Raw genomic sequence first — 13,029 nt, forward strand, 5'->3', positions numbered from 1 at the left:
ATGGCCGATTATTTCACGCATTTCTCCTGCCTTCTCGATGTGAGAACACATGAAAACGCGCTCAAAGCACTGGAACTTTATCGGAACGAGACGGAGGATGAAGATGGTTTTTGTCTCTCTGACGGGTTCTCCCTTCTGCTGTCTAAGGAAGGCTCTTCTGAATTGTGGATCCATGATGAGTCTGGCGGCGACCCGGAATGCGTCATCGCATTCGTGCTGAAATGCGCGGAAGCGTTTTCACTCTCCGGTTTGTGGGGAATGGAGTATGCAAATACCTGTTCGCGTCCCCGTCTCGACGCTTTCGGGGGTGGCGCGCATCTCATTGATCTTGGAGCGGGTAAATCCGTTGGCTGGACCAGCACCAACGAATGGCTGGCCGGTGCTCTCGAAGGAGATGATCCCGATGCCTGAGATACTCTCCGTCACCGTTTATCAGATCGATGAACTGTCCGCTGCCGCTCGCGAAAAAGCCCGTTGCTGGTATCGGGATACTCTGGACGGCTTCCCCTGGTGGGATGCTGTCTATGAGGACTTTCTGCGCATATGCGCCATAATCGGGGTGGACGTTGCGACGGTATCACGGCGTTCGACAGGCCCTTCCAGCGTATGCGATCCCTGCATCTATTTCCGGGGGTTTTCCAGTCAGGGGGACGGCGCCTCGTTCGAGGGCGTTTACAAATATGCGCGGTGTGCGGCCCATGAAATCCGTCAGTATGCGCCGCAGGACGAGGGGCTGCATGCCATTGCAGACCAGCTAACTCCGCTCCAGAGACGGAATTTCTACCAGCTTACCGCGCGGATCACGCAACGCGGCCTCTATTACCATGAATATACGATGCGGATCGACGTCAGTCGTGACAGCCCATCCGGTCAGGATATGACGGCTGACGCGGAGGAAGGGATTACCGAGGCCCTGCGCGATCTGGCGCGCTGGCTGTATCGCTCGCTCGAAAAGGAATGGGACTATCAGTCGTCAGATGAGGCGGCCGACGAAGCCATTCGCGCCAATGGCTACACGTTTATGGCTGATGGCAGTCGGTTCGGGTAATCCGGCTTCTTTCTATTTTATGGCCACCTGGAACAGGTCAAGAATGTCGTCGAGCCCGGATATGTCCATAAGGTGGTTTCTTTTAGAAACGGAGAGTTTCGGAATTGCGCGTTCGAAGACCGCCACATTGATTTCCTCGTTCAGCCGGGAGGGATAGAGGATTCCATCCGGCTCGGCAGGATGATTATGGAGTGCGAGTGACCACCGGCGCGCCAGCCGCTGGTCCGATCCGCCGACGACATCGCTGGGAATTCCCATCCGCAAGGGATTGTCGCTCCGAAGATCCACGAGGCGCAGATCATCGATGACTTGGATTTCGACGTAATCGCGGTCGGTGATCTCCTTCTCGGCAAGCAGAAGCGCGCCAATGATCCCGTTACGGCTGTCACGCAGGATCGCTTCCACGAAACAGACCTTCAGGCTGGTACCCACATAGAGAACGCCGAAACGCTCCTGTGCATGCAGATTGCGTGGATCGCTGAACCGGCTCTCGTTCTTGCCGAACCCCAGACCGTCCGTAAACCGCCTCATCAGGATGCGACCATAACGGGCGCCGGCGGAGACTGTCGTCAGAGCGAGCGTAGCCTCGTCGAAATTGCTGGGGGGCAGGCCTGCGGACGGCATTTACGCGAAGGTGCCCTCGGCGATGCTGGCAGCGACGGACAATACGCGTGTCTCTTCTCCAGCCTGCAACGCGGCGAGCGCCGTGCGCCCTTCGAGTTCCGCATGCTCCTGAGTCAGGAAGCGGTAAAGCGTCCACGGACTGTCCCCCAGTGCGGCGAACAGATCCGGGATGGTGGCGAACGGGCGACCGTCATGATTGAGTTGCCATGTCGGATAACGATAGCCGCGTGTCGCACCTTCAAGCCCGATCAACTGGTGCGCGTGCCGCCGCGCATTGACCGTAACCCGTGTCGTTCCCATGCGTCGGGCCAGTTCTTCCGCCGTCACCATGTCTTCGCGGGCAAGGATTCTGGCGGCCAGCGCTTCGCCACGGGCTTTTGCACGGGCAAGTCCGCTACCCGGAGCCCGTTTCACCTCCTGTGTGCCTGTAACGCCCTCATTTTCTGGGGGATGCACAATCCGGACGGCCCCTTCAGGGGTGACTTCGACAGAAAAGCGGACACTCCGGCCCGTATTGCGGGTCTCCGCCAGTGCTTGTCCAAGATTTTCAATCATAGAGCGCGTGGGTCCGGCCTGCCGGGCAACAGAGGTCAGGATCGTTCGTTCCACGGGAATGGAGAGGGCCTTCGCACCTGGGGCGCTGAGGATCACAGCGCCACTACGCGCCTTTGTGGTGAGGCGGCGCGATTTGGTGGTGGAAGAGGATGCAGTTGCTCGGGGCATGGCGGTTCTCCTGCTGCATCCTCTCTATTCTCGACAAGTTTGTCAAGTTGGATAAGCTCGTAAAATGCTTGACGTCTAATGTCGCGCCTTCGGCCTGTCTCAGTCGTTCAGCGCGTCTTTCAGGGCTTTGGCGGGCGTAAACGCCAGCTTGCGGGAGGCTGCGATCTGGATCTTGTCACCGGTCGCCGGATTGCGTCCTTCCCGGGCCGGCACGTCTTTGACCTTGAATTTGCCGAAGTCGGGCAGGGAGATCTCCTCGCCTTTTTTGGCGGCGGCGGTCATCGCTTCCACAAGGGCATCGAGCACCTTGCGGGTGTCGGTCTTGCTGGCGTCGGTCGTCTCGGCGATCTGATCGACCAGTTCGGAAATTTTCATGTGCAATGCCTTCTGTCGGAATGGTTCAGGCGTAAGCCTCGCAAAACCGTTACGAAGAGATTGTGGCGGCTTCAAGCCCCGCGTGTCCCGGATGTGCGGCAGCGGAGAGGGAAAGGGTGGTTTTGAACCGGACGGTTCCGGTGCGGGAGAGGGAGGCGTGCCGGGACCGTCCGTCTTTCTTCCCCGGAGCGTTCCATCATGGATTGTCCTGTAACCCCTATCGGTGAGACGAACGTTAATGTCGCCGCCGCACGACTGCTTCTCGCCCATCTCGAACGCGGTGAGAAGCTGGATGCCAGCCGACTGCGCCAGGCGATGGAAACCGCCTTCAATGCCCCTGACGCCGCAGGTGCGTGGGACTGGAAAATGGCCTATGACGCGGCTGAAGCGGCGTCCGTTCTCTTCCTGCGCCGCTATGGACCGGCACTGATGGCCCGCGCCTCGGGAGACGCGGATCTCCTCACCAGCATCGCACGCCTTGCGTCACTTCTGCCTTCGCAGACGCATCGGTCCGACGATAGCCAGACCTGGCAGCAGTTCTCGACGCCTCTGCCACTGGCATTCTGCATGATGCGGGCGGCCGGTCTCGCGCACGGCGAGCATGTGCTCGAACCGTCCGCCGGAACCGGTCTTCTGGCCCTCTTCGCCGAACTGGCCGGCGCGTCGTTGACCCTCAACGAACTGGCGCCGGGCCGTACGGACCTGCTGGCAGCGCTCTTTCCGGCAGCCCGCCTGTTCCGGCATGACGCCGCACAGATCCACGACTATCTGCCGCAGACCATCCAGCCGGATGTGGTCATTATGAACCCGCCTTTCTCGGCGACGGTGCATGTGGCCGGTCGCGCACCCGACACGACCTTCCGGCACATCGCCTCAGCGCTGGACCGGCTGGCCCCGGGTGGTCGGCTGGTCGCCCTGACAGGACTGTCCTTCTGCCCTGATAACCCACGCTGGACCGATGATTTCACCACCCTTCAGGCCAAAGCCCGTCTGGTGTTTTCGGCGGGTGTCGCGGGGCCGCTCTATCGGCAGCATGGCACGAGCGTCGAAACGCGGCTTCTGGTGTTCGACCGCACACCTGCTTCCGAGCCATCACACTTCGTCGCGGCCCACGGCACGGCCCCGGATTTTCCCACCCTGCTGGGCTGGGTCACCGATGATCTGCCGTCCCGTCAGCCGCAGCTCCGCCAATCGTCGCCAGTGTCACGCTCTGCTGCTCTTTCTTCGCCTCGCACTGTGCGCGGCTATCTCGGGCGTAAGGCCGCCGCTGCGGGCCATAGGACGGTCTCTGAGATACAGGGCGCAGTTCTGCCGTATGACATCCTGCCGCCGGATAAGCATGGAACCGTAGCGACACGTCTGTCTGACGCTCTTTATGAGGATTATCGTCTCCAGACCATGGTAATTCCCAGCGCCCGGCCGCATCCCACTAAACTGGTCCAGTCGGCCGCCATGGCCTCGGTGCGCCCGCCCGGGCCTTCCCACAAGCCAACCCTCCCTGATGCCGTCATTCATGACGGCCTGCTGTCCGACGCCCAACTGGAATCCGTCATCTATGCTGGCCAGGCCCATGATCGCTTTCTGGCAGGTCGGTGGAAAGCCGATCAGACATGGGACATCCTCACCCGTGTCGGTGAGGACGATCCCGATGGTGTCCGGTTCCGCCGCGGCTGGTTCCTTGGCGATGGCACTGGCACCGGAAAGGGCCGTCAGGTCGCGGGCATCATTCTCGACAACTGGCTTAACGGCCGCAGGCGCGCGGTCTGGGTGTCGAAGTCGGACAAACTCCTCGAAGACGCGCAGCGCGACTGGTCAGCGCTGGGAATGGAACGGCTCCTGGTCACACCCCAGTCGCGTTTTTCGCAGGGCACCGCCATCCGTCTGACTGAGGGCATCCTGTTCACCACCTATGCCACGCTCCGGACGGAAGAACGCGGTGCGAAAGCCTCACGCGTCCAGCAGATCGTCGAATGGCTGGGGGCTGATTTCGACGGGGTCGTCATCTTCGATGAAGCGCATTCCATGCAGAACGCCGCCGGCAGCAAAGGGGAGCGGGGCGATCAGGAAGCCTCCTTGCAGGGCCGTGCCGGACTACGCCTGCAACATGCTCTGCCGGATGCGCGGGTGGTCTATGTCTCCGCCACAGGTGCGACCTCGGTCCACAATCTGGCCTATGCCCAGCGTCTGGGCCTCTGGGGTGGGGAGGATTTCCCCTTCGTGACGCGGGCCGATTTCATTGCCGCCATCGAGGCCGGCGGTGTGGCGGCCATGGAGGTGCTGGCGCGCGACCTCAAGGCCATGGGACTCTATACCGCCCGGTCGCTCTCCTATGACGGTGTCGAATACGAACTGGTCGAGCATCAGCTCACGCCAGAACAGATCCGCATCTATGACGCCTTCGCCCAGGCGTTCATGGTCATCCACAACAATCTCGACGCCGCCATGCAGGCCGCCAACATCACCGGAACGGACGGCACGCTGAACCGGCAGGCCAAGGCCGCAGCCCGCTCGGCCTTCGAGAGCACGAAACAGCGGTTTTTCAACCATCTGATCACGGCCATGAAGACCGTGACCCTGATCCGCGCGATCGAACGCGATCTGGCCGAGGGCCATGCGGCCGTCATCCAGCTTGTCTCCACTGGGGAGGCCCTGACCGAACGGCGGCTGGCGGAGATCTCGCCGGAAGACTGGAATGACCTGAGAATTGATGTGACGCCGCGCGAATACGTCCTTGGGTATCTGGAACATTCCTTCCCGGTCCAGCTTTATGAACCCTATAGCGACGGGTCGGATCATGTGTATTCACGGCCGGTCTTTCACGACGGCAAGCCTGTCCTGAGCCGTGAGGCCGTGGCGCGGCGGGATGCGATGATCGAACAGCTCGCAGCCCTCCCGGCACTGCCCGGCGCGCTCGATCAGATCATCCAGCATTTCGGCACCGATGCAGTAGCCGAAGTGACCGGCCGCTCGCGCCGCATCGTGCGCAAGGGGGACCGCCTTGCAGTGGAAAGCCGACCGGCCGCCGCCAGCCTGATCGAGACGCAGGTGTTCATGGATGACGCCAAGCGTATTCTGGTCTTCTCGGATGCCGGAGGTACCGGCCGGTCCTATCACGCCGAGCTTTCCGCTGCGAACCGGCGTCTGCGGGTGCATTACCTCCTGGAACCCGGCTGGAAGGCGGATGCCGCCATTCAGGGGCTGGGTCGTACCAACAGGACCAATCAGGCGCAGCCGCCCCTGTTCCGGCCGATTGCCACGGACGTGAAAGCGGAAAAACGTTTTCTCTCCACCATCGCCCGCCGGCTGGACACGCTGGGCGCTATAACCCGAGGTCAGCGCCAGACAGGCGGGCAGGGGTTATTTCGCCCGGAGGACAATCTCGAAAGTCCCTATGCGCGCGATGCGCTGCGGCAGTTCTACCGTCTTCTCGCCCGGGAAAAGGTCGAAGGCTGCACTCTGGCGCAGTTCGAGGGCGCGACGGGTCTGTCCCTGGTCGATGACACGGGCCTGAAGGACAAGCTTCCGCCGATTTCCACGTTCCTCAACCGGATGCTCGCCCTGCCGGTGGCGTTGCAGAACCTGCTCTTCGCGACATTCGAGGATCTGCTGGCAGGCCGTGTCGAGGCGGCAGTGGCCGCAGGTGTCTATGATGCGGGGCTGGAAACCCTGCGTGCGGACAGTTTCACCATCCTCGCGCGCCAGACCATCCACACCCATGCCGAAACCGGTGCGGACACGGAATTGCTGACTATCCGGGAACGTCGGCGCTCGGAACCCGTTACGCTCTCGCAAGCACTGGCTCTGGGACGGGAGCGGGAGTCCGGTCTTGTGCGCAATACCCAGTCCGGGCGGGTCGCGGTGCGTGTTCCGGCACCCGGTCTGGTGACGGAAGGCGGGGAATTCGAATGGCGCGTCCGTCTGGTCAGGCCCATGGACACGCAGATCCTCTCGCGTGACGCCTTCGCGGCGAGCCACTGGCAGCCTGTGGATGAGGACACCTTCGCGGCCTTGTGGGAGGCGGATCTGCGCACGGTCGATGAATTCGTCGAGACCGAGTTCCATATGGTGACGGGTCTACTATTGCCCGTCTGGAAACGCCTGCCGACGGATCATGCGCGGGTCTATCGGTTACAGACCGATGATGGCGAGCGTGTGCTTGGTCGACGCGTACCTGTGGCGTGGGCTACCAGCGCTGGGGCGACGGGCAGTCTGTCGCTGTCCGGACAGGACGCGCGCACGGCCTTGCTGCACGGCGGAACGGTTCTGCATCTGGCCGAACGGATGCAGGTGCGGCGGGTCCGGGTGATGGGACGGGCGCGGATCGAACTGACCGGCTTTACCGAAGGGATGCGGGAACGTTTGCGGGCCTATGGTCTGTTTTCGGAAATCATCTCGTGGACATTGCGGTTCTTCGTGCCAGTCGATGAAGCGGGAGATAAGGTTCTGGAACGGCTGTTCGAGACCTGGCCGATCGAGCGCGTGACGGAAAGGGATGCGGCATGATGGCGGAGCATGATGCACGGGATTTGTCACGCCGTCTGGCAGAGAGCGCCGAGGCGGTGTGCCGTCACTACCTCTCGGCCGGGCGACGGCATGGCAATTACTGGCTGGTCGGCGATGTCCATAATACCCCCGGCCGCTCGCTTTATGTCCGACTGCATGGTCCCTCGGAAGGACGGGGGGCCGCCGGGCGCTGGACCGATGCCAGCACCGGCGCGTTCGGCGATCTGCTCGACCTGATCCGTGATTGCCTCGGTCTGATCGAATTCCGCGACGTTGCTGATGAGGCGCGCAGTTTTCTGGCCCTGCCGCAGCCTGAACCTGACCGGACGGCGGATCGCCCGCGAACGCCCCCGTCGCACCGGCCCGAGACGGGCGGCAGCAGCACGGATGCCGCGCGCCGCCTGTGGGATGCCAGTCGGCCCTTGTCCGGTGTTGCGACTGTCTATCTGCGGGGACGCGATCTGACGCGCTGTTCCCCTATGGCGGCCCTGCGTTTCCACCCGGACTGCTACTATCGCGCCGATGCTGACAGTCCAACCGAGACCTGGCCTGCCATGATCGCCGCCGTCACCGATCTCGAAGGCCGTGTTACCGGTGTGCATCGTACCTGGCTGGCGCGCGACGGGCGCGGCAAGGCGCCAGTCGAAATGCCTCGCCGGGCGATGGGCGACCTTCTTGGCCATGCCGTGCGCTTTGGCACGGTGTCCGACGTAATGGCGGCAGGCGAGGGGATCGAGACGGCGCTCTCGCTCCACGAAATCATGCCCGATCTGCCGCTGGCCGCGTGCCTGTCCTCGGTGCATCTCGCCGCCATGGCGTTTCCGCCTGCCCTGCGCCGCCTTTATGTGCTGCGCGATGACGACCTGGCCGGCGACCATGCGGTGACGACCCTGCATGCCCGGACGCAGGAGGCCGGGATCGAATGCCTTGTGCTGTCACCACGTCTGGCGGATTTCAACGATGATCTCCGCTATCTCGGGCGTGGCGCAATGCGGGCGATCCTGCATCCCCAGTTTGCCCCGCAGGACGTGGCGCAGTTCCTGCAATCCGTCGCGCGCTGAGGCGGGCCGGGAAGGGGGGGCGGGTTATCTTCTTTCCGGTGTGGTCCGCGGCTGTCCCGTTTCCGGATAGGGCGCGCCCGCGGCCTTTTCTGGAGGGGAGCGGGCGTCAGCCAGACCGGGCCTGCAATGGCGGAGCCGGCTATTTTCCGCCGCGCGTGCCGCGCTTTGCATCGCGAAGCAAAATAGCCGGCTCCCTGCCATCCTCCACTGCGTTCCGGCCGCGCGTTGCGCGGTTCCGGCCCGACCTTCGTCTGCCGCTTTCCGCCCCCGGAAAGGCCGCGAGGGGCGCGGCCAGAACCGGAGGACAGACCCATGACCCGCACACAGGACGATTTCGAACCCGCACACGCCACCTCTTCCACTGCTCATGTGCTGGCGGAACTTCAGCTTTATGGCCACCGTCCGTTTGAGGATGAGCCGGACCCGAGGCCCTTGCCCGACGCCGGCCAGATCGAGGGCGCGGTTGCCGATATCTTCGACGCCTTGTCGGCCACGCTGACCGACACAAGGCTGGAACCCGATCTCGAACCGCTGCTCTGGTCCACGGTCAATGTCTTTCACCGCATGGTCGGGCAGGTGGAACGGGATCTCGACCGTAACGAGGCGGCGCAGAAGCGCAGCCAGCAGGAGCAGGATGGCAGCGAGATCCGCTCGGTGGAACTGGAGCGCCTCATCGCCGAAGGGCTGACCCTGCTGGAACGACGCAATGCGTACGAGATCTTTCGCGATCTGGCCTGCGACCAGTTTGAACGCCTGACCATGTCGCCCTGGCGACCGCGCTCAGGTTCGCTGGTCAGCCGCAGCACCCTGACGGCGTCGATGATCGATAGCCGCGATTTCCTCAACGCCCGCCGCAAGGCCGAAACCGAATTGCTCGTGCCTCCCGGACCAAAGGTCGCGGTCACCGGCGGGCTCGATTACGAGGATCATCACCTGATCTGGAACCGGCTGGACAAAGTGCGCGAGAAACACCCCGATATGGTGCTGCTGCATGGTGGCTCGCCCAAGGGCGCGGAATTCATCGCCTCCCGCTGGGCCGATCATCGCGAGGTCGCCCAGATCGCCTTCAAGCCGGACTGGAACCGGCACGGTAAGGCCGCCCCGTTCCGGCGCAACGACGCCCTGCTGAAAGTCCTGCCCGTCGGGGTCATGGTGTTTCCGGGATCGGGCATTCAGAACAATCTGGCCGACAAGGCCAAACAGATGGGCATTCCGGTCTGGCGGTTTCGCAGGGAGGCTGGCGCGTGAGCGTCAGTTTCTTTCTCGTTACACCCCTAGTAGTTTACATGAGGTGACCATGATCATGGAATTTGCAAACAGGAAGTCAGTGACAGTAGCCTGCTATGCTCTGCAAATGGAAATTTATCGTTTAACTGAGTGTTGTTGTGAGAGAAAAAGACTGAGAAATGGATAATAATCGACAGGTTGAAATCGGGATGGATCCACAGGACGCGTCGTCGCACAAGGAAACGGATCATTTTTTCGGGGACGTTTCTGTCTGGATCAACGGTGAGGGTGCGCTGCTTCATGCAAGTCTGTCACTGGATAAGGTTATCCGGTCCCAGCGGAAGGTCGTGAGCAAAATTCATCTGACACAACAGCTGCGGCGATTGATAAATAAATACGGCAATATTCGTTTACAAGATTCGCATAGCAGTCCACCATTTTGGCAACTTCTTTCCCTTCTGAACCTGGACGATATTCATTTTCTGTCGATAGGGTTATGGAAAGAGAAGTATTGCGAGGGTACCGGCGTCATGGCGAACTGCACCCTTCATTTTCTGGAAGGTCAAGTCACCGTCTGGCCCTTCTGGACATTGTATAAAACCAGTGCGGAGGTTCTGGGTACTCTGGTTGCTCCATTGCGAGCTAACAATCTGATCGAGCGAACCGTAAAACAGACAGATGCGTCCAGAATTACTGATAGCTCTGATGAAAACAGACAAAATAATGATTTTCTGAAATATATTCGGGGTTATTGAAAAAATCGCTTGCTGAATCAGAAGTCGAACTCATTTCTGCAAAAACGGAGAAACAGTCGGCTACGGCTAATCGACTGACCACACAAACACGTCGGGCTCCCTGTTGCCCGCGCAATCGGTTGAGGCAAACGGGAGTACCCGCGCGCCGGAAGGCCCCACCAGGAGAGATCGGGTGCGGAGTGTGACCTCTTTCCCCATTCCGGCTGCGGGGACGATGGATGAGGGAGACGATGGTCCCCTTCCTCGTCGGTGAACAGGTCGAAACAGCCGTGGCGAAGGAGGGATCGTCCAGCGGGCAACCGGCTGGCCTGCCTTCGTTGGAACGACGGGTCCATAGGATGCGGCCCGAACCGCTCGCAGCAGGGACGCGGCAGTCGGGGGCGGGTGTCAGGCCGTGATCCGCGCCACCAGCATGGAAGACGGTCACACCGGGCGAGCGCGATATCCTCCTATGTCGCACGTTCCCCACCTGTCGGACCGGTCATGCCGGCATTGTCTCTCCATGGGGCTGGCGGGTCCGCACACCATGGCCTCTGTCGGATGGCTGATCTAGCCGAAGACCGGCTGCGCCTCGATCGGCTGGCCGCAACGGCGTTCCAGAACTTTCTTCCCCTGTCGGCTGCGCCGCCATTCCTCGCGAGACAAGAAAGTTCCGGCCCTGCCGTCCTCCGCTGCGCTGCGGCCCTGAAGGGTGCTCTGCCGCTCGCCTCCGGCTGGTCGATCGCCATCGAGGCCACGGTGGTCGCGGCCCGATAACAGCATGGAGATACGACAATGGCTAACATCGGTTCCTTCAAGAAGGTGGGCGAAGGCTTCGAAGGCGAAATCGTCACCCTGGCCCTGCAGGCCCGCAACGTCCGCCTGGTGGCGGAAACCAACCGGGCCAATGACAACGCCCCCAACTACCGCGTCTACCTCGGACGGGTTGAACTCGGCGCCGCATGGACCCGCCGCTCCAACGAAGGCCGCAGCTATCTGAGCCTGAAGCTGGACGATCCCTCTTTCGCCGCCCCGATCTTCGCCAACCTGTTCACCGACGAGGAAGGGGAAGGTTACACCCTCATCTGGACCCGGCCCCGCAGCCGGAACGGGGAGTAAGGTCCCCACTACCAACCCCGCCCGGTCTCCCCGGGCGGGGCCTTCCGGCGCTTCTTTTCCCACGGGCTCTTCCGGGGTACGGGCGGCAGCGCTGGTCGCCCGACGTGAAACGCAGGAGGAACATGAGGCTTTCCCTCAGCTTTCCCATTGTACCATGCGCGAGGGCGAACCGCGTCAAGGACGCGTGGTCCCCCCCAATTTTGCCCGACGCCCCCTTCGGGCACGCCGAACAAAATCGGCTCCCCCACGCGCCGGCAGGCCGGTCGCCTGCGGCGATCCCTGACCCGGTCCACCCCGGCATGAGCCGTCCGTCCTGTCTTCAAGAAACGTAAAGGAGCAGGACGATGAGTACGTTACACGACCACATCCAGATGCTGCGCGCCGAACTGACCAGCTTTCACCTGAGCCGCCGTGAGCGCCGGCAGATCGAGCGCGAACTCAAAGAGGCGCTTGCCCGACGCGATACCGAGCCTCCCGCCTGATGGGGGCTTTGGTCCCGCTCTTTACGTGGTTAGCCTGGCTTTCAGTGCTCACAATATTGTCAGGGTGCCTTCATTAAAGGGAGTCCTGCCTCGTTCTCTAATACCTGTATCAAGGCGATCCGGCTGACGAATTCACTCGAAAATGATGCTGTTTTGGCAAAAATAGCGTTTCGAACTGCAAATCGCCCAACATCCCAATCGAAAACATTGTCAATGGTGCATCATCTTCGGATGCAGTGCTTTCTTGGTGGCATCTATGACGTGCTCTCGCCATCCCTGTAGTTCTGGCTGGGAATGGGAGAGAACTGCCATGGACAAACAGCCCGACTGGCACGATCCACGTTTTCGCTCACATCTGCACCACCTCGATGCGCCCGGGCTTGCGCATGAACTGTTGCGCCGGATTCCTGCTTACGTCACGGGATATCAGTCTCTTGGTCGGCAACTCGGGATGCTTAGGAGTATTCGTGCGCGACATGAACTGGTGGAGCAGTTTGCTCGCTACTGGGGGTTATCCTGTACCGGCTGAGCCGGACATCCCAGCATGGATACAACCGGCACTCTGGGCACCGGAATTTTATCCTGGTATCACAATCATTATGGAAGCACCCGCAGGTTTTGACTACCGTCGGCTTCCGGCCATTTTCCTTGAGGCTATGACCACAGAACAGCAGGGACCGCAAAGTCGAACCTTTGCTCTGCATCACGACGGAAACACCTACACTGTTCAGATCCGTGATGCGAGAGCTCGTGATCGTGCTGCAGTCCTCATTCCTCTTGATGGAGGAGAGGAACTAAGAATTGCAGAAGTACGGAGATTTATTCGTTACCTTTCCGGACTTCCTGTTCCGCCTTTATCTCGAACGCTGGGGCTGCCGGTCTACCGTGCGCGTTTTATCGCGGACGCCATCTGTGCCTATGCCGGACGACGGGCCGGTGCCTCCCATCGCGATATCGGTGTGGTTCTTGATCCATCCGTAAGACACATGAACGCACGGCAATGGGATACCTCGTCCCAGCGTGGACGGGTCGGACGTCTGCTGCGTAAGGCCACGATGTTGATTTTCACTGAGAACTGACCCGGGTTTTTCATCAGGAATTGACCCAGCCAGATGCTATTTCAGGCACAGTCG

At 61.3% G+C, this 13,029-nt stretch carries 14 protein-coding genes; 11 read left to right on the forward strand and 3 right to left on the reverse strand.

Going from position 1 to position 13,029, the window contains the following annotated elements:
* Together AB2L51_RS12100 and AB2L51_RS12105 are read left to right on the forward strand one after the other, a co-directional pair.
* Positions 1-411 carry a hypothetical protein gene (locus AB2L51_RS12100; protein ID WP_395582425.1) on the forward strand — a complete coding sequence of 137 codons (411 nt, stop codon included), beginning with the start codon at positions 1-3 and terminating at the stop codon, positions 409-411.
* Positions 404-1,048, forward strand: coding sequence for an antitoxin of toxin-antitoxin stability system (locus tag AB2L51_RS12105; RefSeq protein ID WP_395582424.1), 645 nt, complete (start codon positions 404-406; stop codon positions 1,046-1,048). Before AB2L51_RS12100 ends, AB2L51_RS12105 begins: the two co-directional genes overlap by 8 nt.
* A gap of 12 nt (positions 1,049-1,060) precedes the next feature.
* On the opposite strand, the gene AB2L51_RS12110 is transcribed toward AB2L51_RS12105, so the two are convergent.
* The 3 genes from AB2L51_RS12110 to AB2L51_RS12120 form a co-directional block, all read right to left on the reverse strand.
* On the reverse strand, positions 1,061-1,672 hold the full coding sequence (locus AB2L51_RS12110) for an RES family NAD+ phosphorylase (RefSeq protein WP_395582423.1): 612 nt from the start codon (positions 1,670-1,672) through the stop codon (positions 1,061-1,063).
* On the reverse strand, positions 1,673-2,395 hold the full coding sequence (locus tag AB2L51_RS12115) for a hypothetical protein (protein ID WP_395582422.1): 723 nt from the start codon (positions 2,393-2,395) through the stop codon (positions 1,673-1,675).
* 99 nt (positions 2,396-2,494) lie between these two features.
* Complete coding sequence (locus AB2L51_RS12120) at positions 2,495-2,770, reverse strand: HU family DNA-binding protein (RefSeq protein WP_354859034.1); 276 nt, start codon at positions 2,768-2,770, stop codon at positions 2,495-2,497.
* Positions 2,771-2,968: 198 nt separating this feature from the next.
* Here AB2L51_RS12120 and AB2L51_RS12125 point away from each other — a divergent pair, with 198 nt between their 5' ends.
* The 9 genes from AB2L51_RS12125 (at position 2,969) to AB2L51_RS12165 (ending at position 12,975) form a co-directional block, all read left to right on the forward strand.
* Positions 2,969-7,273, forward strand: coding sequence for a strawberry notch-like NTP hydrolase domain-containing protein (locus AB2L51_RS12125; protein ID WP_395582421.1), 4,305 nt, complete (start codon positions 2,969-2,971; stop codon positions 7,271-7,273).
* A complete protein-coding gene (locus tag AB2L51_RS12130) occupies positions 7,273-8,334 on the forward strand; it encodes a DUF7146 domain-containing protein (RefSeq protein WP_395582451.1) in 1,062 nt (353 codons plus the stop codon). Before AB2L51_RS12125 ends, AB2L51_RS12130 begins: the two co-directional genes overlap by 1 nt.
* A gap of 312 nt (positions 8,335-8,646) precedes the next feature.
* Entirely contained in the window at positions 8,647-9,582 is a 936-nt protein-coding gene (locus AB2L51_RS12135; protein WP_395582420.1) for a DUF2493 domain-containing protein, read from the forward strand.
* A gap of 158 nt (positions 9,583-9,740) precedes the next feature.
* Entirely contained in the window at positions 9,741-10,316 is a 576-nt protein-coding gene (locus AB2L51_RS12140) for a hypothetical protein (protein ID WP_395582419.1), read from the forward strand.
* Between the two features lie 540 nt (positions 10,317-10,856).
* Positions 10,857-11,072 (forward strand): hypothetical protein, encoded by a 216-nt coding sequence (locus AB2L51_RS12145; RefSeq protein WP_395582418.1) that lies wholly within the window; start codon positions 10,857-10,859, stop codon positions 11,070-11,072.
* An 18-nt stretch (positions 11,073-11,090) separates the two neighbouring features.
* Entirely contained in the window at positions 11,091-11,414 is a 324-nt protein-coding gene (locus AB2L51_RS12150; RefSeq protein WP_395582417.1) for a DUF736 domain-containing protein, read from the forward strand.
* Positions 11,415-11,758: 344 nt separating this feature from the next.
* On the forward strand, positions 11,759-11,896 hold the full coding sequence (locus AB2L51_RS12155) for a hypothetical protein (protein ID WP_395582416.1): 138 nt from the start codon (positions 11,759-11,761) through the stop codon (positions 11,894-11,896).
* A gap of 310 nt (positions 11,897-12,206) precedes the next feature.
* Positions 12,207-12,425, forward strand: coding sequence for a transcriptional regulator domain-containing protein (locus tag AB2L51_RS12160; protein WP_400922106.1), 219 nt, complete (start codon positions 12,207-12,209; stop codon positions 12,423-12,425).
* A complete protein-coding gene (locus AB2L51_RS12165) occupies positions 12,373-12,975 on the forward strand; it encodes a DUF2285 domain-containing protein (protein ID WP_400922111.1) in 603 nt (200 codons plus the stop codon). Before AB2L51_RS12160 ends, AB2L51_RS12165 begins: the two co-directional genes overlap by 53 nt.
* The last annotated feature ends 54 nt before the right edge of the window (positions 12,976-13,029 follow it).

It is taken from the genome of Acetobacter fabarum (genome assembly GCF_040702925.2).
GTDB classification, from domain to species: domain Bacteria; phylum Pseudomonadota; class Alphaproteobacteria; order Acetobacterales; family Acetobacteraceae; genus Acetobacter; species Acetobacter fabarum_B.

Excerpts from the sequence above, each read along its gene's own strand:
- AB2L51_RS12145 (WP_395582418.1), top strand. The coding sequence starts at position 10,857 with ATGGCTGATCTAGCCGAAGACCGGCTGCGCCTCGATCGGCTGGCCGCA.
- AB2L51_RS12135 (WP_395582420.1), top strand. The coding sequence starts at position 8,647 with ATGACCCGCACACAGGACGATTTCGAACCCGCACACGCCACCTCTTCC.
- AB2L51_RS12105 (WP_395582424.1), top strand. The coding sequence starts at position 404 with ATGCCTGAGATACTCTCCGTCACCGTTTATCAGATCGATGAACTGTCC.
- AB2L51_RS12115 (WP_395582422.1), bottom strand. The coding sequence starts at position 2,395 with ATGCCCCGAGCAACTGCATCCTCTTCCACCACCAAATCGCGCCGCCTC.
- AB2L51_RS12160 (WP_400922106.1), top strand. The coding sequence starts at position 12,207 with ATGGACAAACAGCCCGACTGGCACGATCCACGTTTTCGCTCACATCTG.
- AB2L51_RS12120 (WP_354859034.1), bottom strand. The coding sequence starts at position 2,770 with ATGAAAATTTCCGAACTGGTCGATCAGATCGCCGAGACGACCGACGCC.
- AB2L51_RS12155 (WP_395582416.1), top strand. The coding sequence starts at position 11,759 with ATGAGTACGTTACACGACCACATCCAGATGCTGCGCGCCGAACTGACC.
- AB2L51_RS12165 (WP_400922111.1), top strand. The coding sequence starts at position 12,373 with ATGAACTGGTGGAGCAGTTTGCTCGCTACTGGGGGTTATCCTGTACCG.
- AB2L51_RS12110 (WP_395582423.1), bottom strand. The coding sequence starts at position 1,672 with ATGCCGTCCGCAGGCCTGCCCCCCAGCAATTTCGACGAGGCTACGCTC.
- AB2L51_RS12150 (WP_395582417.1), top strand. The coding sequence starts at position 11,091 with ATGGCTAACATCGGTTCCTTCAAGAAGGTGGGCGAAGGCTTCGAAGGC.
- AB2L51_RS12140 (WP_395582419.1), top strand. The coding sequence starts at position 9,741 with ATGGATAATAATCGACAGGTTGAAATCGGGATGGATCCACAGGACGCG.
- AB2L51_RS12130 (WP_395582451.1), top strand. The coding sequence starts at position 7,273 with ATGGCGGAGCATGATGCACGGGATTTGTCACGCCGTCTGGCAGAGAGC.
- AB2L51_RS12125 (WP_395582421.1), top strand. The coding sequence starts at position 2,969 with ATGGATTGTCCTGTAACCCCTATCGGTGAGACGAACGTTAATGTCGCC.
- AB2L51_RS12100 (WP_395582425.1), top strand. The coding sequence starts at position 1 with ATGGCCGATTATTTCACGCATTTCTCCTGCCTTCTCGATGTGAGAACA.